This window comes from Staphylococcus sp. GDX8P54P, assembly GCF_017893165.1.
GTDB classification, from domain to species: Bacteria; Bacillota; Bacilli; order Staphylococcales; family Staphylococcaceae; genus Staphylococcus; species Staphylococcus borealis.
Genome location: NZ_JAESMM010000001.1, coordinates 16897 through 43118, shown reverse-complemented (window position 1 = coordinate 43118; position 26222 = coordinate 16897). Strand labels below are relative to the sequence as shown.

At 33.2% G+C, this 26222-nt stretch carries 26 protein-coding genes; 18 read left to right on the top strand and 8 right to left on the bottom strand.

Annotated elements, in window-relative coordinates; translation table 11 throughout:
- The first annotated feature begins 5 nt into the window (after window positions 1-5).
- Window positions 6-1211 carry a CamS family sex pheromone protein gene (locus KA909_RS00215; protein WP_210129866.1) on the top strand — a complete coding sequence of 402 codons (1206 nt, stop codon included), beginning with the start codon at window positions 6-8 and terminating at the stop codon, window positions 1209-1211.
- A 60-nt stretch (window positions 1212-1271) separates the two neighbouring features.
- On the opposite strand, the gene putP is transcribed toward KA909_RS00215, so the two are convergent.
- The gene (putP, locus tag KA909_RS00210; protein WP_075108572.1) at window positions 1272-2810 is read right to left on the bottom strand and encodes a sodium/proline symporter PutP; all 1539 of its coding nucleotides are present in this window, start codon (window positions 2808-2810) and stop codon (window positions 1272-1274) included.
- A gap of 464 nt (window positions 2811-3274) precedes the next feature.
- On the opposite strand from putP, the gene gatC reads away from it, so the two are divergent.
- The 7 genes from gatC (at window position 3275) to dinB (ending at window position 11142) form a co-directional block, all read left to right on the top strand.
- The gene (gene gatC / locus KA909_RS00205) at window positions 3275-3577 is read left to right on the top strand and encodes an Asp-tRNA(Asn)/Glu-tRNA(Gln) amidotransferase subunit GatC (protein WP_011275356.1); all 303 of its coding nucleotides are present in this window, start codon (window positions 3275-3277) and stop codon (window positions 3575-3577) included.
- A 1-nt stretch (window position 3578) separates the two neighbouring features.
- Entirely contained in the window at window positions 3579-5036 is a 1458-nt protein-coding gene (gene gatA / locus KA909_RS00200; RefSeq protein WP_210129865.1) for an Asp-tRNA(Asn)/Glu-tRNA(Gln) amidotransferase subunit GatA, read from the top strand.
- A gap of 12 nt (window positions 5037-5048) precedes the next feature.
- Window positions 5049-6476, top strand: coding sequence for an Asp-tRNA(Asn)/Glu-tRNA(Gln) amidotransferase subunit GatB (gatB, locus tag KA909_RS00195; protein WP_070855034.1), 1428 nt, complete (start codon window positions 5049-5051; stop codon window positions 6474-6476).
- A gap of 360 nt (window positions 6477-6836) precedes the next feature.
- Window positions 6837-7829, top strand: a complete 993-nt coding sequence (locus tag KA909_RS00190) for a diacylglycerol kinase (protein ID WP_053030383.1) — start codon at window positions 6837-6839, stop codon at window positions 7827-7829.
- A 101-nt stretch (window positions 7830-7930) separates the two neighbouring features.
- Window positions 7931-9292, top strand: coding sequence for a 23S rRNA (uracil(1939)-C(5))-methyltransferase RlmD (gene rlmD, locus KA909_RS00185; protein ID WP_193839150.1), 1362 nt, complete (start codon window positions 7931-7933; stop codon window positions 9290-9292).
- Window positions 9293-9421: 129 nt separating this feature from the next.
- Window positions 9422-9970: a DUF3267 domain-containing protein gene (locus KA909_RS00180; protein WP_053030381.1), complete on the top strand. Its 549-nt coding sequence runs from the start codon at window positions 9422-9424 to the stop codon at window positions 9968-9970.
- A 101-nt stretch (window positions 9971-10071) separates the two neighbouring features.
- Complete coding sequence (gene dinB / locus KA909_RS00175) at window positions 10072-11142, top strand: DNA polymerase IV (protein WP_193839151.1); 1071 nt, start codon at window positions 10072-10074, stop codon at window positions 11140-11142.
- 61 nt (window positions 11143-11203) lie between these two features.
- Here the strand turns inward: dinB and KA909_RS00170 are convergent, their stop codons facing one another.
- Both KA909_RS00170 and ftnA read right to left on the bottom strand, forming a co-directional pair.
- Window positions 11204-11755 carry a 3'-5' exonuclease gene (locus KA909_RS00170; RefSeq protein ID WP_193839152.1) on the bottom strand — a complete coding sequence of 184 codons (552 nt, stop codon included), beginning with the start codon at window positions 11753-11755 and terminating at the stop codon, window positions 11204-11206.
- A gap of 355 nt (window positions 11756-12110) precedes the next feature.
- Entirely contained in the window at window positions 12111-12611 is a 501-nt protein-coding gene (gene ftnA, locus KA909_RS00165; protein WP_053030378.1) for an H-type ferritin FtnA, read from the bottom strand.
- 194 nt (window positions 12612-12805) lie between these two features.
- Between ftnA and murT the strand changes: the two genes are divergently transcribed.
- Window positions 12806-14116, top strand: coding sequence for a lipid II isoglutaminyl synthase subunit MurT (gene murT, locus KA909_RS00160; RefSeq protein ID WP_070855033.1), 1311 nt, complete (start codon window positions 12806-12808; stop codon window positions 14114-14116).
- A gap of 2 nt (window positions 14117-14118) precedes the next feature.
- On the top strand, window positions 14119-14841 hold the full coding sequence (gene gatD, locus KA909_RS00155) for a lipid II isoglutaminyl synthase subunit GatD (protein ID WP_053030376.1): 723 nt from the start codon (window positions 14119-14121) through the stop codon (window positions 14839-14841).
- 63 nt (window positions 14842-14904) lie between these two features.
- Here the strand turns inward: gatD and KA909_RS00150 are convergent, their stop codons facing one another.
- Window positions 14905-15894, bottom strand: coding sequence for an FUSC family protein (locus KA909_RS00150; protein WP_075108577.1), 990 nt, complete (start codon window positions 15892-15894; stop codon window positions 14905-14907).
- A gap of 147 nt (window positions 15895-16041) precedes the next feature.
- Between KA909_RS00150 and map the strand changes: the two genes are divergently transcribed.
- Complete coding sequence (gene map, locus KA909_RS00145) at window positions 16042-16794, top strand: type I methionyl aminopeptidase (protein WP_193839153.1); 753 nt, start codon at window positions 16042-16044, stop codon at window positions 16792-16794.
- A gap of 382 nt (window positions 16795-17176) precedes the next feature.
- Here map and KA909_RS00140 read toward each other — a convergent pair whose 3' ends face one another.
- The gene (locus tag KA909_RS00140; RefSeq protein WP_193839154.1) at window positions 17177-18187 is read right to left on the bottom strand and encodes a HoxN/HupN/NixA family nickel/cobalt transporter; all 1011 of its coding nucleotides are present in this window, start codon (window positions 18185-18187) and stop codon (window positions 17177-17179) included.
- Between the two features lie 187 nt (window positions 18188-18374).
- Between KA909_RS00140 and KA909_RS00135 the strand changes: the two genes are divergently transcribed.
- From KA909_RS00135 to vraR, 4 genes are read left to right on the top strand one after another with little or no spacing between them, the layout of a single operon-like run.
- Window positions 18375-18761, top strand: a complete 387-nt coding sequence (locus tag KA909_RS00135; protein ID WP_075108579.1) for a hypothetical protein — start codon at window positions 18375-18377, stop codon at window positions 18759-18761.
- Between the two features lie 24 nt (window positions 18762-18785).
- On the top strand, window positions 18786-19487 hold the full coding sequence (gene vraT / locus KA909_RS00130; protein WP_053030371.1) for a cell wall-active antibiotics response protein VraT: 702 nt from the start codon (window positions 18786-18788) through the stop codon (window positions 19485-19487).
- Complete coding sequence (gene vraS, locus KA909_RS00125; protein ID WP_075108581.1) at window positions 19484-20530, top strand: sensor histidine kinase VraS; 1047 nt, start codon at window positions 19484-19486, stop codon at window positions 20528-20530. Before vraT ends, vraS begins: the two co-directional genes overlap by 4 nt.
- Complete coding sequence (gene vraR / locus KA909_RS00120) at window positions 20520-21149, top strand: response regulator transcription factor VraR (RefSeq protein WP_070855030.1); 630 nt, start codon at window positions 20520-20522, stop codon at window positions 21147-21149. The genes vraS and vraR overlap by 11 nt, the downstream gene beginning before the upstream one ends.
- 716 nt (window positions 21150-21865) lie before the next feature.
- Here vraR and KA909_RS00115 read toward each other — a convergent pair.
- The 3 genes from KA909_RS00115 to KA909_RS00105 all read right to left on the bottom strand — a co-directional run bounded on the left by KA909_RS00115 (window position 21866) and on the right by KA909_RS00105 (window position 24020).
- Entirely contained in the window at window positions 21866-23077 is a 1212-nt protein-coding gene (locus KA909_RS00115) for a YihY/virulence factor BrkB family protein (protein WP_193839156.1), read from the bottom strand.
- Between the two features lie 188 nt (window positions 23078-23265).
- Entirely contained in the window at window positions 23266-23550 is a 285-nt protein-coding gene (locus KA909_RS00110; protein WP_053030367.1) for a YtxH domain-containing protein, read from the bottom strand.
- Window positions 23551-23555: 5 nt separating this feature from the next.
- The gene (locus KA909_RS00105) at window positions 23556-24020 is read right to left on the bottom strand and encodes a low molecular weight protein-tyrosine-phosphatase (RefSeq protein WP_193839157.1); all 465 of its coding nucleotides are present in this window, start codon (window positions 24018-24020) and stop codon (window positions 23556-23558) included.
- Between the two features lie 141 nt (window positions 24021-24161).
- On the opposite strand from KA909_RS00105, the gene KA909_RS00100 reads away from it, so the two are divergent.
- The 3 genes from KA909_RS00100 to KA909_RS00090 are packed head-to-tail and all read left to right on the top strand — an operon-like array spanning window position 24162 to window position 26198.
- Window positions 24162-24371, top strand: coding sequence for a DUF1128 domain-containing protein (locus tag KA909_RS00100; protein WP_210129864.1), 210 nt, complete (start codon window positions 24162-24164; stop codon window positions 24369-24371).
- A gap of 13 nt (window positions 24372-24384) precedes the next feature.
- Window positions 24385-25632 carry an aminopeptidase gene (locus tag KA909_RS00095; protein WP_193839158.1) on the top strand — a complete coding sequence of 416 codons (1248 nt, stop codon included), beginning with the start codon at window positions 24385-24387 and terminating at the stop codon, window positions 25630-25632.
- Between the two features lie 32 nt (window positions 25633-25664).
- On the top strand, window positions 25665-26198 hold the full coding sequence (locus KA909_RS00090) for an acyl-CoA thioesterase (RefSeq protein WP_053030364.1): 534 nt from the start codon (window positions 25665-25667) through the stop codon (window positions 26196-26198).
- Window positions 26199-26222: the final 24 nt, after the last annotated feature.

Below are 26222 nucleotides of genomic sequence, written 5' to 3'. Positions count from 1 at the left end.
CGGCAATGAAGCGGACCCTATTTTTAATTTTAACGTCGCTTGTGCTGTTAGCGGCATGTGGCAATGACAATGATAATAAAAATAATCAATCTGTAAATAAGCAAGAAACAAAATCAGACTCAAATAATGTTAAGACAATAGCAACAGATAAAAATGTACAAGGTGATAATTACCGTACGATTCTGCCATTTAAAGAAAGCAAGGCGCGTGGCGTATTACAAGATAATATGGCAAATAGCTACAATGGTGATGATTTTGAAAGTGGTTTATTGAAATTAAGTAAAGATGTCTTTCCAACTGACGACTATCTATATCAAGACGGTCAATATTTAGATAAAGATACAATTAATAGTTACTTAAATCCTAAATACACTAAAAAAGAAATAGATAAGATGAGTGATAAAGAGAAGGAATCAAACAATGCGAGTGAAAATTTAGGTTTGAATCCATCACATAAAGGTGAGGATGATCCAGAAAAAATCGCAGAACAATCACCTGCGTATTTATCTAACATACTTGAACAAGATTTCTATGATAGTAGTGATACTAAAGGCAAAAATATAAAAGGTATGACAATTGGTTTAGCCATGAATAGTGTTTATTACTATCAAAAAGAAAAAGATGGAGAAACTTATAGTAAAGAACTTGATGATAAGGAAATTGAAAAACAAGGTAAACAAATGGCATCCGAAATCTTAACGAGATTAAGAGCCAATGATGACCTTAAAGATATTCCTATTCATTTTGCGATTTATAAACAATCAGATCAAAATTCAATTACTCCAGGTGAATTCATCGCCAATACTACAGTGGATGATGACCAAACTAAAATTAATAAATGGAATAAAATTGATCAAGTTTCAGCACTCTTACCTTCATCAACAGCTGAAAAGTATAATGAGAATTTAAATAATAATTTCAAGCAATTCAATAATAATCTACAATCTTACTTTACTAATTTTACGCAAGCAGTAGGTAAAGTGAAATTTGAAGGTAAGAAACCAACCCAATTAACAATAGACTTACCGATTGATTACTATGGTCAAGCTGAGACGATTGGTATTACGCAGTATGTTACAGAACAAGCGCAGAAATATTTTGATAATATCGATAGTTATGAAATTCGCATTAAAGATGGCAATACGCCAAGAGCTCTAATTAGTATATCTAAAGAGGACAAAGAACCTCAAGTTCATATTTATAATAATTAATTAAAAAACTACGGATAATGCCTAAATGATAGGCTATCCGTAGTTTTTAATATAATCATGCTATTTTTCACGAACAATTGATTTAACTTTCTCAATGTCTCGTTCAACAAAGTCACCAGGATGTTGCGTTAACAAACTAACAACATAGGTAACAATAACACTAACTAAGAAACCTGGAATGATCTCATACATGCCAAAAATTTCATTGATACCAGCTAGAGGTTTAATCCATACAATCCAAATAATGACCACGAGCGCACCAGCTACCATACCACTAATCGCACCAGCTCGAGTTAACTTCTTCCAGTAAAGTGAGAATAATACTAATGGACTGAAAGATGCGCCAAAGCCTGCCCAAGCATTACCAACCAAATTCAGAATTGTGTCATTAGGAGACCATGCAATTGCGATAGCAACAATGGCAACCGCTAATACAGAAAGTCTACCAACCAATACGAATTCTTTTTGATGTGATTTTGCGCGTTCTTCACCACGAATTAATTTATAGAAGTCTTCTGTTAAGGAACTTGAAGTAACCAATAATTGTGATGAAATCGTGCTCATAATTGCTGCAAGAATGGCAGCCAATAAGAAACCACCTACTAACGGGTGAAATAAAATTTGACTCATAATGATGAATAACGTTTCAGGATCATCCATCTTAACGTGATTGTCTGGTATAAACGCAATACCAGTTAAACCAACGCCTACAGCACCTAGTAGGCCAACAGTCATCCAACTAATACCTAATCGACGTGCTTTAGGTAACATTTTATGTGACTTTATAGACATAAATCTTACAATGATGTGAGGTTGACCAAAATAACCTAGACCCCAAGCAAATAGAGAAATAATACCAAGTGTAGTCGTACCTCTAAATAAGTCCATATTCGTTGGTTTCATTTCAGCTACTCGAGAAAAAGTATCCCAACCATTAAGTTGCAACATAGCAACGATAGGAACCATAACCATCGCGATTAACATAATGACGCCTTGGAAGAAATCGGTAATCGATACAGCCAAGTAACCTCCGAAGAAAGTATAGGCAATCACGATGACAGCAACGAGTAGTAATCCAAAGTGATAGTTTAATCCAAATGCACTTTCAAACAGCTTACCACCCGATACAAAGCCAGAGTGAGTATACAATGTGAAGAATACTACAATGATTAAACCAGAAATAATTTTAATAATATTTTCTTTATCATTAAGTCGATTTTTGAAGAAATCAGGAAGGGTGATTGCATCGCCTGCCACTTCTGTATACACTCTCAATCTTGGTGCCACAATAAGGTAGTTGACATAGGCACCTAATGTAAGTCCGATTGTTATCCAAATTGCTGATAAGCCTGTGCTATAGACTGAACCTGGAAGCCCCATAATCATCCAACCGCTCATGTCTGATGCACCGGCAGATAATGCTGTAATATATGGTCCGATATTTCGACCACCAAGCATATATTCACTTAAGTTACCCGTAGCTTGCTTGTAGCCGTAATAACCAATAATAAGCAAAATAATAAAATAAACCGCAATCATTATGTATGTTTGCCAATTGGTATTCACTTGACTAGGCAAGCTTGCTCCTAAAATAAGCATATAGAAATACCCCCTTTGATTTTAATGAAGTAGATGCATAGATGTTCAATAAACTTTGATAAATTTTAAATACATATGTATGCAACCTTTTTAATTAATTTAGTTACATGTAATATTATACAATGTGATGAATGGTTTAGAGAAGTGTTAATTTTTATTTTTAAAAAGAAAAACACTTTAAACACTTAATAATAAAGGGTTTTTAAAAAGTGAAATTTAACAATCTTATTGTGTTTGATGTGAATATTTAAATGTTTAATGTCCTTAAATGCAAAATATAGACCACATATATCTCGAAAATTATAATTGAGTTACATCATTTGTGGTGCAAAAAGATCTTGTTTTTCTATCAATGAACCATTCACAATGGTTTACCGTAGTGTTGATTCAATAAATATTTAGATTTTTAAGTGAAAATTTGATACAATTTTATGATGAATGAGTAATAAGGAGGCTTTTAATAAATGACTAAAGTTACACGCGAAGAGGTTGAACATATAGCACATTTAGCAAGACTTCAAATTTCTGAAGAAGAAACTGAAGAAATGGCTAATACACTTGAAAGTATCTTAGATTTTGCTAAGCAAAATGATACAGCAGATACAGAAGGTATTGAACCAACGTATCACGTATTAGATTTACAAAATGTGTTACGTGATGATGAAGCAATCGAGGGCATTCCTCAAGAACTTGCATTAAAAAATGCTAAAGAGACAGAAAATGGTCAATTCAAAGTACCAGCTATCATGAATGAGGAGGAAGCTTAAGATGAGTATTCGTTATGAATCAGTTGAAAAATTATCAGAAATGATTAAAAACAATGAGATTAAGCCTTCAGAAGTTGTCAAAGACATCTATGATGCAATTGAAGAAACGGATCCTACAATTAAATCATTTTTAGCATTAGATAAAGATAATGCAATTAAAAAAGCTAAAGAATTAGATGAATTACAAGCAAAAGGCCAAATGGAAGGTAAATTGTTTGGTATTCCAATGGGAATCAAAGACAACATTATTACTAAAGACGTGGAAACAACATGTGCAAGTAAAATGTTAGAAGGATTTGTTCCTATTTATGAATCAACTGTAATGAATAAATTACATGATGAAAATGCCATTTTAATCGGTAAACTTAACATGGATGAGTTTGCTATGGGTGGTTCTACAGAAACATCATACTTTAAACAAACAGTTAATCCATTCGATTATAAAGCTGTACCAGGTGGTTCATCTGGTGGTTCAGCAGCAGCAGTTGCAGCGGGATTAGTACCGTTTAGTTTAGGGTCAGATACTGGTGGCTCAATTCGTCAACCAGCAGCATATTGTGGTGTCGTAGGAATGAAACCAACCTATGGACGTGTTTCACGTTTCGGATTAGTTGCATTTGCATCATCACTAGATCAAATAGGACCAATTACACGTAATGTTAAAGATAACGCTATCGTTTTAGAAACGATTTCTGGCGTTGATAGAAATGACTCTACAAGTGCACCAGTTGAAGACGTTGACTTCACGTCAGATATTGGTAAAGATATTAAAGGTTTAAGAGTAGCGTTACCAAAAGAGTATTTAGGTGAAGGTATCAATGAAGATGTTAAAGAAGCTGTTAAGAATGCAGTTGAGACACTTAAATCTTTAGGTGCAGAAGTTGAAGAAGTTTCACTTCCAAATACTAAATATGGTATTCCATCATATTATGTTATTGCGTCATCTGAAGCATCAGCAAACTTAGCTCGCTTTGATGGTATTCGTTATGGTTACCATTCTAAAGAAGCTCAAACATTAGAAGAATTATATAAAATGTCTAGATCTGAAGGTTTTGGAGCTGAAGTTAAACGCCGTATCTTCTTAGGTACTTTCGCGTTAAGTTCTGGATATTATGATGCATACTATAAAAAATCACAAAAAGTTAGAACATTGATTAAAAATGACTTTGATAAAGTATTTGAAAACTATGACGTAGTTGTAGGACCAACAGCACCAACGACTGCATTTAACTTAGGTGATGAAATTGATGATCCTTTAACTATGTATGCTAATGACTTATTAACTACACCTGTTAACTTAGCTGGTTTACCAGGTATTTCTGTTCCTTGTGGGCAATCAAACGGTAGACCAATCGGCTTACAATTTATCGGTAAACCTTTTGATGAAAAGACGTTATATCGTGTGGCATATCAATATGAAACACAATTCAACTTACATGACGCATATGAAAAATTATAAGGAGTGGAAATAATGCATTTTGAAACAGTTATCGGACTTGAAGTTCACGTTGAGCTAAAAACAGACTCAAAAATGTTCTCTCCATCACCAGCACATTTTGGAGCTGAACCTAACTCAAATACAAATGTTATTGACTTAGCATATCCTGGTGTATTACCAGTCGTTAATAGACGTGCTGTAGACTGGGCTATGCGTGCATCAATGGCTTTAAATATGGACATTGCGACAAATTCTAAATTTGACCGTAAAAACTATTTCTATCCAGACAATCCAAAGGCATATCAAATTTCTCAATTTGATCAACCTATCGGCGAAAATGGATATATTGATATCGAGGTAGATGGTGAAACAAAACGTATTGGAATCACACGTCTTCACATGGAAGAAGATGCTGGTAAATCAACACATAAAGATGGTTATTCATTAGTTGACTTAAACCGTCAAGGTACACCATTAATCGAAATTGTTTCTGAACCGGATATCAGATCTCCAAAAGAAGCATATGCTTACCTAGAAAAATTACGTTCAATCATTCAATACACTGGCGTATCTGACTGTAAAATGGAAGAAGGCTCATTACGTTGTGATGCCAACATTTCATTACGTCCTTATGGACAAAAAGAATTCGGTACTAAAACTGAATTGAAAAACCTTAACTCATTTAACTATGTAAGAAAAGGTTTAGAATATGAAGAAAAACGCCAAGAGGAAGAATTATTAAACGGTGGTACTATTGGACAAGAGACACGACGTTTCGATGAATCAACTGGCAAAACAATCTTAATGCGTGTTAAAGAAGGTTCAGATGACTATCGTTACTTCCCAGAACCTGATATCGTACCTTTATACGTTGATGATGAATGGAAAGCACGCGTACGTGAAACAATTCCTGAATTACCAGACGAACGTAAAGCGAAATACGTTAATGATTTAGGATTACCAGAATACGATGCCCACGTCTTAACACTTACTAAAGAAATGTCAGATTTCTTTGAAGGTGCTATAGACCAAGGTGCCGATGTTAAATTAACATCTAACTGGTTAATGGGTGGCGTTAATGAATATTTAAATAAAAATCAAGTTGAGTTACAAGATACTCAATTAACGCCAGAAAACCTTGCTGGTATGATTAAACTTATTGAAGACGGTACAATGAGTAGTAAAATCGCTAAAAAAGTTTTCCCAGAGTTAGCTGAAAATGGTGGAGATGCTAAACAAATTATGGAAGACAAAGGTTTAGTACAAATCTCTGATGAGGCTACTTTAACTCAATTTGTTACAGAGGCGTTAGACAATAATCCACAATCAGTTGAAGATTATAAGAATGGTAAAGGCAAAGCGATGGGCTTCTTAGTTGGTCAAATTATGAAAGCATCTAAAGGCCAAGCTAACCCTCAAAAAGTAAACCAAATTTTAAAACAAGAATTAGATAAACGCTAATTAGATTATGCATTTGTATGTCATTCAATGATTAATTAACAGTCTGCGAAAAAATAATATAATAATGCTATTTAGCAAATTCGCAGTAGCTGACTGAGCTGAGAAGGCGCTTAAATCAAGCTTTTCTCAGTTCTAGTCATCCTTGCGGGGGTGGGACGACGAATTCAAAAGAATTCTGTCCCGCTCCCTTTTAATTTTGGTACATTTTAAGCGCTAGCACCCGGTGTAATATAAGATTTACAATCACCATATGACTGATAATATATAGGATGTATTTCAAAGTTTATTGATTTAAATACTTCCAACTCTCTTATAAATCATTTAATATAAGAATATGTATAAAAAGATGAGGGATAATTTATGAGAAAACGTGCAAGAATCATTTATAATCCAACTTCTGGAAAGGAACTCTTCAAAAGAACTTTACCAGATGTTTTAATAAAATTAGAACGTGCCGGTTACGAAACAAGTGCTTATGCAACAGAGCGTGAAGGAGACGCAACACTTGAAGCGGAACGTGCACTTAAAAGAGATTATGATATTATCATAGCTGCTGGTGGAGATGGCACGCTTAATGAAGTGGTAAATGGTATCGCGGAGCAACCTAATCGCCCCAAATTAGGCATTATTCCTATGGGGACGGTGAATGATTTCGGTAGAGCCTTACATTTACCAAGCGATATTATGGGGGCGGTTGATGTCATCATTGATAATCATACAACGAAAGTTGATATTGGTAAGATGAATAACCGCTACTTTATCAATTTAGCAGCCGGCGGACAATTAACGCAAGTGTCCTACGAAACGCCAAGTCGCTTAAAGTCTATCGTGGGTCCTTTCGCGTATTACATTAAAGGTTTTGAAATGTTACCTCAAATGAAAGCGGTAGATTTAAGAATAGAATATGATAATCAAGTCTTTCAAGGTGAAGCATTATTGTTCTTATTAGGACTTACGAACTCTATGGCAGGCTTTGAGAAATTAGTTCCGGACGCGAAATTAGACGATGGTCATTTTACATTGATTATTGTTGAAAAGGCTAACTTGGCTGAATTAGGACATATCATGACATTAGCGTCTCGCGGAGAACACATCAAACATCCAAAAGTCATCTATGAAAAGGCAACATCTATTAATATTTCATCATTTACAGAAATGCAATTGAATGTAGATGGAGAATATGGCGGTAAATTACCAGCTAATTTCTTGAATTTAAAGCGTCATATCGAAGTATGCACACCAAAGGATATATACAACGAGGAGTTAACTGAAGATCAGCAAGTTGAAGATGGTATCATTGAAGAAAAACCATCAAATGAAGAGATTATAAGAAATAATGAAATATCAGAGTAATTTATACAGTTGAAGAGGTTGAGCAATAGTTTTAATATCTTGGGTATGAAAAACAAACCTAGGTTAAACTACTCCAACCTCTTTTTATGTGGGGTGAAATAATGGAAACAATAAGTAAAAATGCAATTAACTATGGTAATGTTGTTGATTTAACGCACGAAGGGCATGGTGTTATCAAAATCGATCGTTACCCAATTTTTGTGCCAAATGCGTTAATTGGAGAAGAAATTGAATACAAAATTATCAAAGTAAAGAAAAATTTCGCGATAGGTAAACTACTTCAAGTTGTGAAACCGAGTGAGCATCGCGTTGAACCACCATGCAAATATTATTGGAAGTGCGGTGGTTGTCAATTACAACATATGACTTATGAAGCGCAATTGGCAATGAAACAATCACAAGTGATTAATCTCTTCCATAGAAAAGCACAATTTACCGATACAACCATTCATAAAACTGTTGGAATGGATAATCCATGGCAGTATAGAAACAAATCACAACTACCTATTGGTACCGATAAAAATGGACAAGCAATCATGGGATATTATCGACAACGAAGTCACGATATTATTGATATGGATAGTTGTTTAATCCAAGATGATATACATCAAGATATTATGAATCACGTTAAACAATGGATTAAAGAATATCGTATTAGTATCTATAATGAACGTACTAAAAGTGGATTGTTAAGACATCTAGTTATTCGCACAGGCTATTATACTGATGATATGATGGTTATCTTTGTAACCAATGGAAAACATTTTAAAGACGCTTCAATTCTAGTGGAAAAGTTAAAACAAACATTTCCTAACATTACGAGTATTAAGCAAAACATTAATAACAGCCATTCTAATGTTATTATGGGTCAACAATCTATAACACTATATGGTAAAGACAGAATTGTAGATCAACTTAGCGATACAACATTTAAGATTAGTGATCAATCATTCTACCAAATTAATTCATCTCAAACTGAGAAATTATATCAAAAAGCAATTGAGTATGCGCAGTTAACAGGAGAAGAAACAGTGCTCGATACATACTGTGGTATTGGTACGATAGGTTTATACATGGCACCAGTAGCTAAACATGTGTATGGTGTTGAAGTTGTGCCATCTGCGATTAAGGATGCACAGCAAAATGCGACTTTAAATGGATTTGAAAATACAACTTTTGTCTGTGGTAAAGCTGAAGAGGTCATTATAAAATGGAAACAACAAGGTATCAGACCAGATGTTGTAATGGTAGACCCGCCGCGTAAAGGCTGTGATCAAACATTCTTACAAACTTTACTGAAACTTAATCCTAAGCGTATTGTGTATATTTCGTGTAACCCTTCAACACAACAAAGGGATGCACAAATTTTAGCCACACAATATGAGTTGAAAGAAATTACGCCGGTCGACATGTTCCCACAAACAACACATGTAGAAACAGTAGCATTGTTTGAAAGAAAATGATACGTGATATTTCATAATACGAATATTAAGAAATGATTACAGCGCATTAAATCTTATAGAAAAGGTTTTTTTCTCGATATAGACTGTGTATACTATGGTTGAAATTAAGAAAGATTGGAGGTCATTTTTGTGCAAAAATTTGATTTTTCGCCTAGTCGAATCAATTTACCTAAGTTTATTACAACCCAATTGGTCGTGGTTTTATTTATGATATTGTTTACATACAAGTGGGCGTTTATGTTTACAACTATTCATGAGCAAACTTTTTTAGCTAATTTACTCTACGGATTTTTAGGTTTTGTTGTTATTTTAGGATTACATGAATTGATTCACAGACTTTCGTTTTTTATTTTTTCAAAGGGTGAACAGCCTAAATTAAAATATAAAAAAGGATTTCTATTAGTACATATTTCAAAAAAATGTTTTAACAAGTGGCAATTTTGCACAATTATGTTAGCTCCAATGGTCATCATTACTGGTCTATTAATGTTGATATTTAGTTATTATACGTACTCTTCAATTATCATCATGTTAAGTATTCATTTCGGGTATTGTCTAATAGATTTATATCTAGTAGGTATTACGTTTACGAATAAATTTGAGTACATTCATCCATCCGATGAAGGATTAATTATGTATTACCAGCGTCCTATACAAGTTAATAATGAGTTTGAATAAATCATAAGTCTCAATATGATTATATATGTGCACATTTCATGAGTTTTGAAGGATTTCACATTATAATTACGTTGAGGCTTATTTTTTAAAGAGGTGAGACAATGGCTGAAAGAAGAATTATACATATAGATATGGATTACTTTTTTGCACAAGTAGAAATGCGAGATAATCCTAAATTAAAAGGGAAACCAGTAATCGTTGGTGGAAAGGCGAGTACACGCGGCGTGGTTTCTACTGCATCATATGAAGCGCGAAAATATGGTGTTCATTCTGCAATGCCAATGTCTCAAGCCCATAAATTATGCCCAAATGGTTATTATGTCAGCGCAAGATTTGATGCCTATAGAGAAGCTTCTGCTATTATTATGTCTATATTTAAAAGTTATACAGATATCGTTGAGCCAATGTCACTCGACGAAGCATATTTAGATATTACACATTTAGTCAGATCTGACTTACCGGCATCAAAAATTGCAAGCTTTATTCGTCGTGATATTTTTGAAAAAACAGGTTTAACATCATCTGCAGGTGTTTCGTATAATAAATTCTTAGCAAAATTAGCAAGTGGTATGAACAAACCGAATGGCATGATGGTTATAGATTATAATAATGTAAATGATATTTTAATGAATTTAGATATTGGTGACTTTCCAGGTGTGGGCAAAGCCTCGAAAAAAGTAATGCATCATCATGATATCTACACAGGGAAGGATTTATATGATAAAACAGAATTTGACTTAATACGTTGGTTTGGAAAAAGAGGTCGTGGCTTATATCAGAAAGCCAGAGGTATTGATCATAGTGAAGTGAAAGCGAAGAGAGTGCGTAAATCCGTGGGAACTGAACGCACGTTTTCAACTGATGTCAATGATGATGAAGTCATATTGCAGAAGATATGGGAACTATCTGGAAAAACAGCAGAACGTTTAACTAAATTGCAAAAATCAGGTAGCACTGTAACAGTTAAATTAAAAACATATCAGTATGAAACATTTTCAAAACAAAGAAGCTTAAGAGAACCGGTTAATAGTGATATTGATATATACAATGTTGCTTATGATTTATATAACGAATTAAAGGATCCCGATATTCCAATAAGGTTAATTGGTGTCACAGTAGGGAATTTAGAACAATCAACATATAAAAATATGACAATCTATGATTTTATTTAAAGATAAAGGTCAATGCCGATAAAATGTACTTTGCTTATCAAAATACATTTCACATCATGCGCTAGCCTTTATCTTTTAAATTTTTACCATAAATTTGGAGCATACTTTGCAAATTATCATAATGCTTTAATAATCTAAATGTAATCATTGCACATGCTTTGGCATCATTGAGCGCATCATGATGACCATGAAAGTCTAATTGATAATGATTCATTAAATGTTTAAGACCATAACGATATGCATCAATTGTACGTTTAGCAAGTTGATATGAACAAAAGTAAATCATTGACGGAGTTTCAATATTTAATTGTTTTAAACTTTGGTGAAGTACATTCATATCAAAGGCAGCATTATGTGCAACAACAGGTAAGTTATCAATAAATTGCATCATATAGGGATATACATAGTCAAAACTCGGCGCATCATTGACATCTTCAGGTGTAATACCATGAACATTTATATTCGTCTTTGAGAAATAATCAAATGGATTGACTAAAGTGTAAAAGGATTCAACAATCTCATTATTGACAACTTTAACCATACCAACAGAACAGATACTTGTACGTTTACCATTTGCTGTTTCAAAGTCTAATGCAATAAAAGCATTATCCATATTTACACCATCCTTTCATGTATAGATGCTTTCATTTTAGTAGTAGTATAAAAACATTTCCAGGATGTTGCACAACTAAAAAAGGGAGTGGACAGAATTCTTTTAAAATTCGTGTTCACTCCCAGCTTGCTTAGCTTGTAGAATTTCATAATGAAATTCTCTTTGCTGGGGCCCCGACTCCCAGCTTGCTTAGCTTGTAGAATTTCTTAGTGAAATGCTTTTAGCTAGGGCCCGCATGCAAGGTTGACTAGAACTGAAAAAGCTTGAGTTAAGTGCCTTTCCAGTAGCAGTCAACTATCGATTATTTTCAGATATAGTCTTATCTATATCGTGTCTAGATTTAATAAGGAAAGCATTATTCTTCATTAAATGAACGTGCTGCTAATTCTTTTTCATATAAATATAATGTATTGCAGTCATCGCCAATACGATTTAAATAATCAATGTGTGTTTCAAAAGTTGCTTCTTCTTCCACTTGTTCATCTAAGAACCAGTTTAAGAATGAGATAGTAGCATAGTCTTTATCTTTTTGAGCAATTTCAGATAAATTATAGAAACGACGTGTTACGTCTTGTTCTTGTGCTAATCCATCTTTAAATGTTTCAAGGATTGATTTGAATTCAGTTTTAGGTGCTGGAATTGATTTGAATTCAGCGTGTTCACCACGGTCATTAATGTAATCATAGATTTTTTTACCATGGAAACGTTCTTCTTTAGCTTGTTGAATGTAGAAATTAGCGAAACCTTCATATGAAGCGTCATCACAATAAGCTGCCATTGCCATATAAGCATGTGCTGCGAAATATTCATGGTTCATTTGATCATTAAGTGCTTCTAACAAGTCTTTACTTAACATAATTAAGTCACCTCTATTAAAAATTTGTCATTTATTTTGTCTTTGTTCATAAAGAGTATAACAAATCTATTCTCATTAGTAAATAATAATTATTATAATCTAGGATGTAACTTGTTATTTTTAATTGAGAATGTTTTTTGTTATACCCGTTACGTGTTATAATTATTCAAGTGATTTATATGAGGAGGAAGCACATGAGACAATGGACTGCAACGCACTTAGCGAAATTGGCACGTAAGGCTAGTATCGCTGCCGGGAAAAAAGGTACTGACTTACCTGGACAAGTTGCCCGCAAAGTGGATCAAAATATATTAAGAAAATTAGCTGCAAAAGTTGATGATATCGTTTTTATTAGCGGAACGAACGGTAAAACGACTACATCTAATCTTATAGGACATACTTTAAAAGCAAATCACATTGATATCATACATAATAATGAAGGTGCTAATATGGCGGCAGGTATAACATCTGCTTTTATCATGCAAAGCACTAAAGATACTAAAGTAGCTGTCATTGAAATTGATGAAGGTTCAATACCACGTGTATTAAAAGAAGTGACACCATCAATGATGATTTTTACAAATTTCTTCCGTGATCAAATGGATCGCTTTGGTGAAATCGATATAATGGTAAATAATATTGCGAAGTCTATTAGTAATAAGGGAATCAAATTGTTACTTAATGCAGATGATCCTTTTGTTAGTCGACTCAAAATCGCTAGTGATTCGATTGTTTATTATGGCATGAAAGCACATGCACATGAATTTGAGCAAAGTACAATGAATGAGAGTAAATATTGTCCTAATTGTGGCAAACTATTAGTATATGATTACATTCATTATAACCAAATTGGTCATTACCATTGTTCATGTGGATTCAAACGAGAATTACCGAAATACGAAGTAACATCATTCTCTGCATCTCCATTCTTAGGATTAAATATTGGTGATACTACGTTTAATATGAAAATTGCCGGTGACTTTAATGCGTATAATGCATTAGCGGCATATACAGTATTAAGAGAATTAGGTCTTAATGATGATTCAATTCGAACAGGGTTTGAATCATACACATCAGATAATGGACGTATGCAGTATTTCAAACTCAATCATAAAGAGGCTATGATTAACCTTGCTAAGAATCCCGCTGGTATGAATGCAAGTTTGTCTGTGGGCGAACAATTGGAAGGTAAGAAGGTATATGTTATTAGTTTGAATGATAATGCGGCAGATGGTCGCGATACGTCATGGATTTATGACGCTGATTTTGAGAAGTTAAGCGAACAAAATATAGAAACGATTATAGTAACAGGAACTCGAGCTGAAGAATTGCAATTACGTCTGAAATTGGCTGAAGTGACTGTGCCTATTATCCTTGAAAAGGATATCTATAAAGCAACAGCATTGACTATGAACTATGAAGGATTTACAGTCGCAATTCCTAACTACACGTCATTATCTCCGATGTTAGAACAACTTAATCGTTCATTTACAGGAGGGCAATAAATATGAATGAATTAACCGTTTATCATTTTATGTCAGACAAATTAAATTTATATAGTGATATTGGAAATATTATTGCACTCAAACAAAGAGCAAAGAAACGTAATATTCAATTAAATGTTGTTGAGGTTAACCAAACTGAAGGTGTGACGCTTGATAACTGTGACATCTTCTTTATTGGTGGTGGAAGTGATAGAGAACAAAGTATTGCGACTAAAGAATTAAGCAAAATGAAGACCACACTTAAAGATGCAATTGAAGATGGTATGCCAGGTTTGACAATTTGTGGCGGCTACCAATTCTTAGGAACAAAATATATTACTCCTGATGGCACTGAACTTGAAGGATTAGGTATATTAGATTTTTATACTGAATCACGTACTGAACGATTAACTGGCGATATCGTCATTGAGAGTGATACATTTGGTACAATAGTTGGCTTTGAGAATCATGGTGGACGTACACATCATCATTACGGTACGTTAGGACACGTTACAGTAGGATATGGAAATAATGATGAGGATAAACAAGAAGGTATCCACTATAAAAACTTATTAGGTACCTATTTACATGGACCTATTTTACCTAAAAATCATGAAATCACGGATTATTTATTAGAAAAAGCTTGTGAACGTAAAGGTATACCGTTTGAACCTAAACAACTAGATAACACTGAAGAAGAAGCAGCTAAGCGTGTTATTATTGAACGTTCATCTAAGAATAAATAATAGTTGACTATTAACTTAGTAAAAAGACGTACTGGAACTTCGTATGAAGCCAGTACGTCTTATTTATTTGTCATTGTATCTACTATCTAATAATTTATAAATTAAAAGTATTTCATAAATGATATGACTTTTTATTTGATTTTGATCAAACTCTTCTAATCGCTTGACAGAAGACTTAAGTGTTGATGCAGATGAACGATGTGGTTCGAAATGATCGCTATTGACTATATTATTGACACTATGACTGATTTTAATAATTGCCATTTTTTCCTCAGGCGTAAATACTAAATGAATATGCTTAGGTAAATAAATGATATTTGATAGATGGGTAGCGAGTAATCGGTCAATATATGAACGGTTCGAAATCTGTTTCAACCGTTTCCACTCATCTTCCTTGTTCTTATGGTAGCGTAATTCATCTTTTTGATAACCAGTTAATGTCTCAGATTTGTTAATCACACCCATTAGCTTATTTAATAAATTATTACTATCATCTGAATCAAATTTTCCTAATAATAATTCATTACATCTTGATGAAAATAACTCATACATTTTATATTCTGATTGTGTTAGATTATCCTCAATTTGTTGGTAATATTTGGGAGGAAGAACAACAAAATTAACTAATCCCGCTGTGACCAAACCAATCAACGCTGTTAATAATCTTGAGAAGAAGTTAAAGAAATAGGCATCGTGTATACCAGGTATCATAGCAACTGATGTTAATACCGCAACGGTCGTACCAACTTGTAAATTTAATTTTGTACAAGCTAAAATGGTGAACAGTGCACTAAATGTATAGGTTAATGCTGATTGATCTCCAAAAATAAATGTAAAAATAACAGCGAATAATGCGCCAATGACTGTCGCTGGCAATCTTCTGTACCCTTTTTTTAATGATGCTTTGGCTGTGGGTTCGATTGTTACAATAGCTGTTAATATCGCAAAGATAGGAGTTAAATTAAGCATCAAACAAAATAGCGATGTTAAAAAAGTGGCTAAACCAGTTTTAATGGTTCTAGCGCCAATAATTCTTTTGTACCATTTATCCATATGATAAATCCTCTCGTTGTACGAAAATAACATTAATATGTTTCTTTAATAAGTAAATTATTTTCACTTCATTTTTTGTATGTTTAGTATATCAAAATTTTTTTGGTATAATAAGATGTAATCACAATTAAAAAGGAACGGGATATTATGATTGTAAAAACAGAAGAAGAATTACAAGCCTTAAAAGAAATAGGTTACATTTGTGCTAAGGTTAGGGATACGATGCAAGAAGCTACTAAACCTGGCATCACAACTAAAGAATTAGACAATATTGCTAAAGATTTATTTGAAGAACATGGCGCTATTTCAGCACCTATTCATGATGAGAATTTCCCTGGACAAACATGTATTAGTGTTAATGAAGAAGTTGCACATGGAATTCCAGGTAAACGAATCATTCGTGAAGGCGATTTAGTTAATATTGATGTATCAGCATTAAAAAATGGCTATTACGCAGATACTGGTATTTCGTTTGTTGTGGGTGAAGCAAGTGATCCGCTTAAACAAAAAGTATGTGACGTTGCATTAAGGGCATTTGAAAATGCGATGGCAAAGGTTAAACCAGGAACTAAATTAAGTAATATTGGTAAAGCTGTGCATGCAACTGCACGTCAAAATGATTTAACTGTCATCAAAAATTTAACAGGACACGGCGTAGGTCAATCTTTACACGAAGCACCTAATCATGTAATGAACTATTATGACCCTAAAGATAAAACGTTGCTTAAAGAAGGGGTTGTAATCGCAGTAGAACCGTTTATTTCTTCTAAAGCAACATTCGTAACAGAAGGTAAGAATGAATGGGCATTTGAAACAAGAGATAAAAGTTACGTAGCCCAAATTGAACATACGGTTATCGTTACTAAAGATGGTCCATTATTAACGACTAAAATAGACTAATTTTAGAAGTAAATCTTTAATTGGCTAAACGTGAATAGATAAGTAAAAAGACAATTTCTAGTGAGTTTTGATACGCACCTTAATAGTTAATCTTAAAATCTAACTTTATGAGTGCATTCACTATAGAAATTGTCTTTTTTATATTTACTTTGCTTTTAAAATGCAAACGGGTTTATTCATTTTCTTAAGTGCGATTTAATGCCACTTATCAATGACTGGTATAAACGTGTGTATTCATCCGCATTTATGTGCCTGTATCATTCATTAAGAGATGGATAATGTGACTGCCAATTAAAGATATGTTAACTATGCGACCTTCACTTGTCGACTCAGGTAATTTAAACAACCTTTGTATTCATAATACAAACGTATTGAAACATGCTTACTTGGTCCATCGTTGTTCAACTTTGCCAAATTTCCATATTAAAGAGGAAATGAGCCAACTTGTTAAGAACAAAACGACCAGAATATAACCAAAATAATCAAACTGGATATTTGCGATGAATGTCCAGAAAGTACCACTTAATTGCCATTTTTCTGCTATGATTTGAAGCAACTCTGTAGTACCGATTAACAATGCAGCGATAACTGAGATGGCAGTAATTGTAATGTTGTAATAAATTTTCCGAATAGGATTGAAAAAGGCCCAATTATAGGCAGAGGTCATCAATATACCATCTAACGTATCAAGTAAACTCATGCCTGCAGCAAATAGTATGGGCAAGGATAAGATACCTATAAATGAAATTGCTTGTTGAGACGCACCAGAAGATAACGCAAGTAAAGAAATTTCACTTGCAGTATCAAATCCTAAGCCAAATAAAAAACCAAGAGGCAAGACATGCCAACTACGACTTATGAGTTTAAAGTAGGGTCCAACAATACGAGAAATCAATCCACGTGCCTCTAATAAATCATTTAACTTATTATCATCTATACGTTCATTTTTTAATTTTAAGAATAGCGTAATTAAGGATACTAATATGATTAGATTCAATATACCAATTAGAATTAAAAAACTTCCTGAAACGATTGTACCAATAATACCACCAATTTCTTGAAAATGTGGCAACGCGTCTTTTGCCCATTTTACAGAAATGCCTAAGAAAACAGACATAAGAAAGACGACTGTAGAGTGTCCAATGGAGAAATAAAAGCCTACGCCGACAGGACTACGTTGTTGCTGTAATAATTTACGTACAGTATTGTCTATCGCAGCAATGTGATCGGCATCAAATGCATGACGCAATCCCAGCGTATATGCAAGGATACCCATACCTAGAAGTAGATGGTTAGAATTTGCTAACCAAAGGAAACTGAAACCTAAAATGTGCAGAAAAATAACGATAAGAATGTAGGGGAGCCAATTCAGACGATGATGTGCTTGAGTCATTGATGTTACCTTCTTTCTAGAATAAATATACTTAATCATACACTTAAAAATGGTAAAAATAAAATTAAGTTTATAATGAAATGAAGAAACATCGTACTAAAGTATGAGAACAAGATGGTCCCATAGCCTATGGGCGTTTATACCACTTTGAACTATAATTAACCTTAATCAAGGACAAGGTGGTTCTATGAATTATATGGACTTATATTTAAAACATTTTCTTAAAGTGATTATTAAACGAAACATTAGTGATTATCAAATTAGTTTAGATGAAAAATTAAAAAACATTGAAAATTATATTGAATATTTAAAAGCTAAGAAAACGCAAATGAATAAGTTGATTGACAGTTTATCTGCAACATTAGAAAATAAATATATTGATATAACTAATACTTATAACATTAAACATGCTCAGGAAATTAATAATTATGAAATTGAAAGCCTTAAAAAACAACTGGATTTATTCGAAGCGTATTGTGCAAGAATTGAAGCAGATATACAGCGCTGTTCTAAAGAAAAAATTACAACTCAAGGCGAATGTGACATAATTGAACAAATGAGTGTAGTAGCTTAATTAAGAGGGATAGGAGGCGACACATTGACTCGAAAATATATTTCGACAGAATTATTAATCATATTTACCGCTTTAATGATTATTGCAAATTTTTATTACATCTTTTTTGAAAAAATAGGTTATCTATTCGTATTGCTTTTAGGATGTATATTAGTTTATGTAGGCTACCTTTACTTTCATAAAGTAAGGGGTCTCTTAGCGTTTTGGATTGGCGCCTTACTTATAGCGTTTACTTTACTTTCAAATAAATATACTATTATTATTTTATTTGTCTTTCTGGTAATTGTTATTATAAGATATCTTATTTTTAAATTTAAACCATTGAAAGTAATTGCTTCAGAGGATGAAGTAACATCACCTCAGTTTATAAAGCAAAAATGGTTTGGTGAGCAACGCACGCCAGTGTATGTCTATAAATGGGAAGATGTGCAAATTCAACATGGTGTTGGGGACATTCACATTGATATGACTAAAGCTGCGAATATTAAAGAAAATAATACAATTGTTGTAAGACATATTTTAGGGAAAATTCAGTTAGTGGTACCATTGAATTATAATATTAACTTACACATGGCTGCTTTATATGGAAATGCATACTTAAATGGCCAATCTTATAAAGTTGAGAATAACCATATCCAGGTTGAAGAGAAGCCCAAAGAAGAAAATTATAACGTCAATATCTATGTTTCAACATTTATCGGAGATGTTGAGGTGATTTATCGATGAATCACTATTTAAGAGCTATCGGTTCAATGCTTATACTCGTCTATAGCATGTTAACCGCGTTCTTATTTATAGATAAAGTATTTGTTAATATTATCTATTTTCAAGGTATGTTTTATACACAAATTTTTGGTATACCTGTATTCTTATTTTTAAATTTAGTTATCATTTTACTTTGTATCATCGTAGGTTCAATTCTCGCATACAAAATTAATCAACAAAATACGTGGATTAAATCACAGATTGAACATGCTATAGAAGGTGAAACGGTAGGTATTAACGATCAAAATATTGAGCTTTACAATGAAACAATTGATATTTATCAAACGTTAGTTCCGCTAAACCAAGAACTACATCGTTTACGAATGAAAACACAAAATTTAACTAATGAAAATTACAATATGAATGATGTTAAAGTTAAAAAGATCATTGAAGATGAACGTCAAAGGTTAGCTCGAGAGTTACATGACTCCGTTAGTCAACAACTTTTCGCAGCAAGTATGATGTTATCTGCAATCAAAGAAACAAAATTAGAGGCACCACTTGACCAACAGATTCCAGTCTTAGAGAAAATGGTTCAAGAATCACAATTAGAAATGCGTGCACTGCTACTTCATTTAAGACCTTTAGGCTTAAAAGATAAATCTTTAGGTGAAGGTATTAAAGACTTAGTCATCGATTTACAGAAGAAAGTGCCTATGAAAGTGATTCACGATATACAAGATTTCAAGGTGCCTAAAGGCATAGAAGATCATTTGTTTAGAATAACGCAAGAAGCGATTTCTAATACATTGAGACATTCTAACGGTACAAAAGTGACGGTTGAATTATTTAACCAACAAGATTATTTATTACTTCGAATTCAAGACAATGGTAAAGGTTTTAATGTTGATGAGAAATTAGAACAAAGCTATGGATTGAAAAATATGAGAGAACGTGCATTAGAAATCGGTGCGACATTCCATATCGTATCATTGCCAGATTCTGGAACAAGAATAGAAGTAAAGGCACCATTAAATAAGGAGGATGATAATTATGGCGATTAAAGTTTTGTTCGTAGATGACCATGAAATGGTTAGAATTGGGATATCAAGTTATTTATCAACACAATCTGACATTGAAATAGTTGGAGAAGGGGCGTCTGGTAAAGATGCAATTGCGAAAGCGCATGAACTTAAACCGGATTTAATTCTCATGGATTTATTAATGGATGACATGGATGGGGTAGAAGCTACTACTCAAATAAAAAAAGATTTACCACATATTAAAGTCGTTATGCTAACAAGTTTTATTGAAGATAAAGAGGTATACAGAGCCTTAGATGCTGGTGTAGATAGTTATATATTAAAAACAACCAGTGCGAGCGATATTGCAGATGCAGTACGTAAAACGTATAATGGAGAATCTGTATTCGAACCTGAAGTTTTAGTTAAAATGCGTAATAGAATGAAAAAACGTGCAGAGCTATATGAAATGTTGACTGAACGAGAAATGGAAATTTTATTATTAATTGCTAAAGGCTATTCTAACCAAGAAATTGCAAGTGCTTCTCATATAACAATTAAAACTGTAAAAACACATGTAAGTAATATATTGAGTAAATTAGAAGTACAAGATAGAACGCAAGCTGTAATTTATGCATTCCAACATAATTTAATTCAATAAAAACATATAAATACAAAGTATTTTAACGAGACGCTTGCGTTGATTATTAATGAACATAAGTGCTAGCACACTTATGTATGAAATGCTAAAGATGAACTACGAGTGACGTTGTGTGCGGGGCCCCAGCAAAGAGATTTTCAACATGAAAATATACAAACAAAGCAAGCTGGGGTTGAGGAACTTAAGTGTTTACACACTTACGTAAATAGTTCTAAGATAGATTACGAAACAGAGTTGCGGAGACTCCTAGGGGAGCAGTAATTTTAATGAACCTAAGCGCAATAGCACTTAGGTAAGTAGTTCTAAAATGGGTAATGGAACGTAGTTGAGCGACGCCTGAGGGAGCAGGATGAGTGTCGAGACCAAGGCTCGACCCAGCCCCCTAGGCAAGCGTCTCAACTTAAGTGAAATGAAAATTCATTTAAGAACTACTTTAGAGACAGCACCCCAGGAACGCGAAGTAACTTATGTGAGTGTTTATCTATCTAAGAACTATTTTACAAGACCAAGGCTCGACCCAGCCCCCTAGGCAAGCATCACAACAGAATGAGTAAATGTTCATCTAAGCATTTCTTTAGAGGACTACAGGCACGAGCCTTGCGAGCCAACAATTCAGAGTATTGTAAATAAATAAGCCAGTAAATGAATTAGTTAAAACTCATTTACTGGCTATTTCTCTAGGAATGATGTCCCAGTCTCTTTTTGTTTAATGAATATTACTTCTTAGTATCATCGTCGTTGTTAGTGAATTTATCTTTGATTTTCTCAGTTAATGAAGCGTCTTCTTCATTTTTATCTTCTGGATCTTTATCAACTTTGTAGTTTTCATCTTTACCAGTTGCTGTTTGTTTATATTCATAAGTTGTATCTTCGTTGTAGTGGTTTTGGTTATTATCATCATGGTCTAATGCTGCTTCTTCAGGCGTTTGGCCTTTAATCACATGTCTTTGATGAATAATTGCATTAATTTCGGCACCTATGATGATGATAAAACTTGTTAAATATAACCAAATTAAAAGGATGATAATCCCTGCGATACTGCCGTATGTTTTTGAATAGTTTCCAAAATTAGAAATATAGAAACCGAATGCGAAAGATCCAATTAACCAGATAACCGATGTGAATATCGCCCCTGGTAATACAGATTTTAATTTCGTTTTAACATTTGGCGCTACTGAGTATAGAATTGTAAAAAGAATCAAAATAATGATTAATGGAAGTACAATTCTAATTAAACTGAAAACCCATTTGACTTGATCATCTAATCCTAGGGGACCAAATAAGAAATGAGCGATAACTGAACCCATTGTTGGTAGTGCCATAGCTACTAAAAATACTACACCTAACACAATTGTAAATACAACACTTAATAACTTTAATAGAATACCGTTTCTATTATCTTCTACATCATAAGCAACATTAAATGAGTTCATGATTGCAGTCATACCATTTGAAGCTGACCAAATTGCTAAGATTAACCCGATAGATAGTAAACCGCCACTTGAATTTTTAGTGACATCGCTAATGACACCTTGAATTAGACTAGACGTGTCAGCGGGTGCGTTACTTAGTAAACCAGTAATTTGGCTTTGATCTAAGTTGAATAGTGGTAATAAAGTTAATAAAAAGATTAGCATAGGGAACATAGCTAATACAAAATGATAAGTCATTTGTGCAGCTAAACCTGATGCATCATCTTTTCCTATACGATAGATTAAATATGAGAGAAAATTAGATTTCTTTGTATATTTAGCTGGTTTATTTAATCGTGATACAAAAAAGACTTGATTATCTTTTTTGGGTTCTTTAGATTGAAATTCTTGTGGTTCGACATATGTACGATCAACATTTATTTTATCTTGATTCTTCTCTTGTTCTTCTTTAATAGAGTTAAGATATTTTGAGTTCAATTTATTTTCTTTTGACATAACAATCTCCTTTGCTTTAACCACATACATAAATAAAAAGTAAAAGAAGCGGGACAGAAACCTGTTATATTAGAAGATTTCATTGTCCCGCTTTACTATGAGTGAAAATCAAAATTGATATGATTCACTTTTAGTTATTGCTTATGATCGCTAACATGTTAGACGATGTAGCAATCGTAAGCAATCAATTATTGACCAATGCGGTTATTCTTACGGTTAACGAAAGTATCTTTCGCATCTTTAATTGATTTTTCTAATTCTGGATTATTACGACGAATTTCTTCAATTGTATCTTTCCAATATAAAACTTCGTCTTTAATAGAATTAAATTTAGAAGGTTTACGTGAACGATTACCTTCTTTAATATCTTTTACAGATTGAACTAATGCATTACGTGTTGATTTGTCTGCTAACGTAGCAGCACCACCAACAAGTGCACCTATTAGAATACCAGGAATTAATTTGTTTTCCATTTCATTTACCCCTCTTTCAAATTTGCATCTTTAACGATGAAATCAATTAGATTATCACAAGATGATTGTACCATTTCATATACACCATCAAAATTATTTGTGTAGTAAGGATCTGGTACATCACTCTCTTCCATATTACTAAATTCAAGTAATTTGAACAATTTTCCTTTTAGGTTAGGATTGATGTTTTTGATATTATCAACATTACTTTGATCCATGGCAATAATATAATCAAAATCATCATTCGGTTCAAACAACTCACTAATCATACCATCAAAAGGTATATTATGGCGATTAAGAATATCTTGAGTACCTTCATGAGGCGGTTCTCCAAGGTTCCATTTGCCAGTGCCTCTTGAATAAACATTAACACCTGAAACATGTCTATCTTTCAAGCGTTGACGCATGATTGCTTCAGCCATAGGAGAGCGACATATGTTTCCAAGACATACAAATGCTATATCTACCATACTCTATTCCCCCTAATCTGTTATATATAAACCATTTTATAGTTATTTTAAAATTTTATAAAGACATAATATTACTTTATTCGATAAAAGTTTGTTAAATCGTCATACTTTGATAAAATATTGTATTAAAGAGGTGATAACGTGACTCAAAATAATAATAAAGAAATGATTGCAGGGATTAGAAAAAAGTTAAACATCGTTAATCAAGGATTATTAAATCCTGATAAATTTGAAGAAGCCAATCAACAAGATGTAGAGGAAATATACAATTTTGTAATGTCTAAAGATTCTTTTTCACCAAGTGAAGTGACAGCGATTGCTGACGAATTAGGCAACTTACGTCAAGATTAAGGAGGATGCGCATATGACTTCATTAAGTTATAACGAGAAATTACAACAATATGCAGAATTATTAGTGAAAATTGGCATGAACGTACAACCTAAACAACCTGTGTTTATTAGATCTTCAGTGGATGCTATCGAGTTGACGCGATTAATTGTTGAAGAATCATATAAAGCAGGAGCTTCTGACGTTAAAGTTGTATATGCTGATTCTAGATTAAATAGACTTAAGTTCGAATATGAATCGGTCGATTATTTTGAACATCAAGCTGTAAAATCATATGAAGTAGATGAACGAATGGATTATGCTAATCGTGGTGCAGCTAATTTAGCCTTATTAAGCGGAGACCCTAACTTATTAAACGGTATAGATGCAGAAAAACTGAAAGCATATCAAATGAGTTATAGTCATGCATTCAAAGGTTATATGGAAGGAAGTCAGAAGAATCAATTTCCATGGGTAGTTGCAGCCTTTCCTTCTAAAGATTGGGCGAAACGTGTTTATCCAGAATTAGACGAAACAGCTGCACTGGAGAAATTTATTGATGAAGTATTTGATATCGTAAGAATTGATGGAAATGATCCTATTGAAAATTGGAAGCATCATATCGAAAACTTAAGTGTACATGCTAAACAAATGCAAGACAAAAATTATAAAGCCTTACACTATCAATCAGATGGAACAGACTTAGTCGTTGGTCTTCCTAAAGGGCATATATGGGAAGATGCTACAAGCTATGTAAATGGTAATCAACAAGCATTTATAGCGAATATACCAACTGAAGAAGTCTTTACAGCCCCTGATCGTAATAATGTCAATGGATACGTGACGAATAAATTACCACTAAGTTATAATGGTACAATTATTGATGGCTTTACATTAACGTTTAAAGATGGACAAATTGTAGATTTCAAAGCGGAAAAAGGCGAAGAGGTACTTAGAGATCTGATTAACACAGATGAAGGGGCTAAACGATTAGGTGAAGTTGCCTTAGTACCTGACGATTCTCCAATTTCAAATCGTAATACTATTTTTTACAATACACTTTTTGATGAGAATGCATCGTGCCATTTAGCTATTGGTTCGGCATATGGCTTTAATGTTGAAGGTGGTACAGAAATGACGACGGAAGAAAAAGTTGCCAGTGGCTTAAATGACTCAAATGTGCACGTTGATTTCATGATAGGTAGTGCTGATTTAACAATTTATGGAATTAAACAGGATGGCTCTAAAGAATTAGTGTTTAAAAATGGTAATTGGGCACAATAAAAATAGAAATTAATATAAAAGAGGTATAACGCATGTCAAATTCTCAAGATAATCGAAAATCAATGTCTGAATCGAAAAGTTTTAAAGCTAAGCAAGTATTTCCTCAAGACACCAATCATCATCACACAATGTTTGGTGGGTCATTGATGGCTAATATAGATGAAATAGCAGCTATTACAGCAATGAAACATGCTAACGCTCAAGTAGTAACAGCTTCAACAGATTCGGTTGATTTTTTAAGACCAATCAAAACAGGAGATATAACTTCTTATGAAGCAATGGTCAGTTATGCAGGTACGAGTTCAATGGAAGTTTGTGTACAAATTATCATTGAAGATGTTTTAAATAAAGAAAAGCATTTAGCAGCCTTAAGTTTCCTTACTTTCGTTGCATTAGATGATAATGGGAAACCAGTCAAAGTACCAGATGTTTATCCAGAAACAAAAATAGAAAAATGGTTTTATGAAAGTGCACCTAAACGTGTTCAACGTCGTAAAGATAGAAGAGAAGAAAGTAAAAGTACTATCGAATTTTTATCAAACGCGCAACATATTGAAGAAATTTAAACTGTGTGAAGCGGCTTGCAATAT

What these genes read in the sequence shown, in the direction of transcription:
- KA909_RS00215 (WP_210129866.1), top strand. Translation starts at nt 6, where the DNA reads ATGAAGCGGACCCTATTTTTAATTTTAACGTCGCTTGTGCTGTTAGCG.
- putP (WP_075108572.1), bottom strand. Translation starts at nt 2,810, where the DNA reads ATGCTTATTTTAGGAGCAAGCTTGCCTAGTCAAGTGAATACCAATTGG.
- gatC (WP_011275356.1), top strand. Translation starts at nt 3,275, where the DNA reads ATGACTAAAGTTACACGCGAAGAGGTTGAACATATAGCACATTTAGCA.
- gatA (WP_210129865.1), top strand. Translation starts at nt 3,579, where the DNA reads ATGAGTATTCGTTATGAATCAGTTGAAAAATTATCAGAAATGATTAAA.
- gatB (WP_070855034.1), top strand. Translation starts at nt 5,049, where the DNA reads ATGCATTTTGAAACAGTTATCGGACTTGAAGTTCACGTTGAGCTAAAA.
- KA909_RS00190 (WP_053030383.1), top strand. Translation starts at nt 6,837, where the DNA reads ATGAGAAAACGTGCAAGAATCATTTATAATCCAACTTCTGGAAAGGAA.
- rlmD (WP_193839150.1), top strand. Translation starts at nt 7,931, where the DNA reads ATGGAAACAATAAGTAAAAATGCAATTAACTATGGTAATGTTGTTGAT.
- dinB (WP_193839151.1), top strand. Translation starts at nt 10,072, where the DNA reads ATGGCTGAAAGAAGAATTATACATATAGATATGGATTACTTTTTTGCA.
- KA909_RS00170 (WP_193839152.1), bottom strand. Translation starts at nt 11,755, where the DNA reads ATGGATAATGCTTTTATTGCATTAGACTTTGAAACAGCAAATGGTAAA.
- ftnA (WP_053030378.1), bottom strand. Translation starts at nt 12,611, where the DNA reads ATGTTAAGTAAAGACTTGTTAGAAGCACTTAATGATCAAATGAACCAT.
- murT (WP_070855033.1), top strand. Translation starts at nt 12,806, where the DNA reads ATGAGACAATGGACTGCAACGCACTTAGCGAAATTGGCACGTAAGGCT.
- gatD (WP_053030376.1), top strand. Translation starts at nt 14,119, where the DNA reads ATGAATGAATTAACCGTTTATCATTTTATGTCAGACAAATTAAATTTA.
- KA909_RS00150 (WP_075108577.1), bottom strand. Translation starts at nt 15,894, where the DNA reads ATGGATAAATGGTACAAAAGAATTATTGGCGCTAGAACCATTAAAACT.
- map (WP_193839153.1), top strand. Translation starts at nt 16,042, where the DNA reads ATGATTGTAAAAACAGAAGAAGAATTACAAGCCTTAAAAGAAATAGGT.
- KA909_RS00140 (WP_193839154.1), bottom strand. Translation starts at nt 18,187, where the DNA reads ATGACTCAAGCACATCATCGTCTGAATTGGCTCCCCTACATTCTTATC.
- KA909_RS00135 (WP_075108579.1), top strand. Translation starts at nt 18,375, where the DNA reads ATGAATTATATGGACTTATATTTAAAACATTTTCTTAAAGTGATTATT.
- vraS (WP_075108581.1), top strand. Translation starts at nt 19,484, where the DNA reads ATGAATCACTATTTAAGAGCTATCGGTTCAATGCTTATACTCGTCTAT.
- vraR (WP_070855030.1), top strand. Translation starts at nt 20,520, where the DNA reads ATGGCGATTAAAGTTTTGTTCGTAGATGACCATGAAATGGTTAGAATT.
- KA909_RS00115 (WP_193839156.1), bottom strand. Translation starts at nt 23,077, where the DNA reads ATGTCAAAAGAAAATAAATTGAACTCAAAATATCTTAACTCTATTAAA.
- KA909_RS00110 (WP_053030367.1), bottom strand. Translation starts at nt 23,550, where the DNA reads ATGGAAAACAAATTAATTCCTGGTATTCTAATAGGTGCACTTGTTGGT.
- KA909_RS00105 (WP_193839157.1), bottom strand. Translation starts at nt 24,020, where the DNA reads ATGGTAGATATAGCATTTGTATGTCTTGGAAACATATGTCGCTCTCCT.
- KA909_RS00095 (WP_193839158.1), top strand. Translation starts at nt 24,385, where the DNA reads ATGACTTCATTAAGTTATAACGAGAAATTACAACAATATGCAGAATTA.
- KA909_RS00090 (WP_053030364.1), top strand. Translation starts at nt 25,665, where the DNA reads ATGTCAAATTCTCAAGATAATCGAAAATCAATGTCTGAATCGAAAAGT.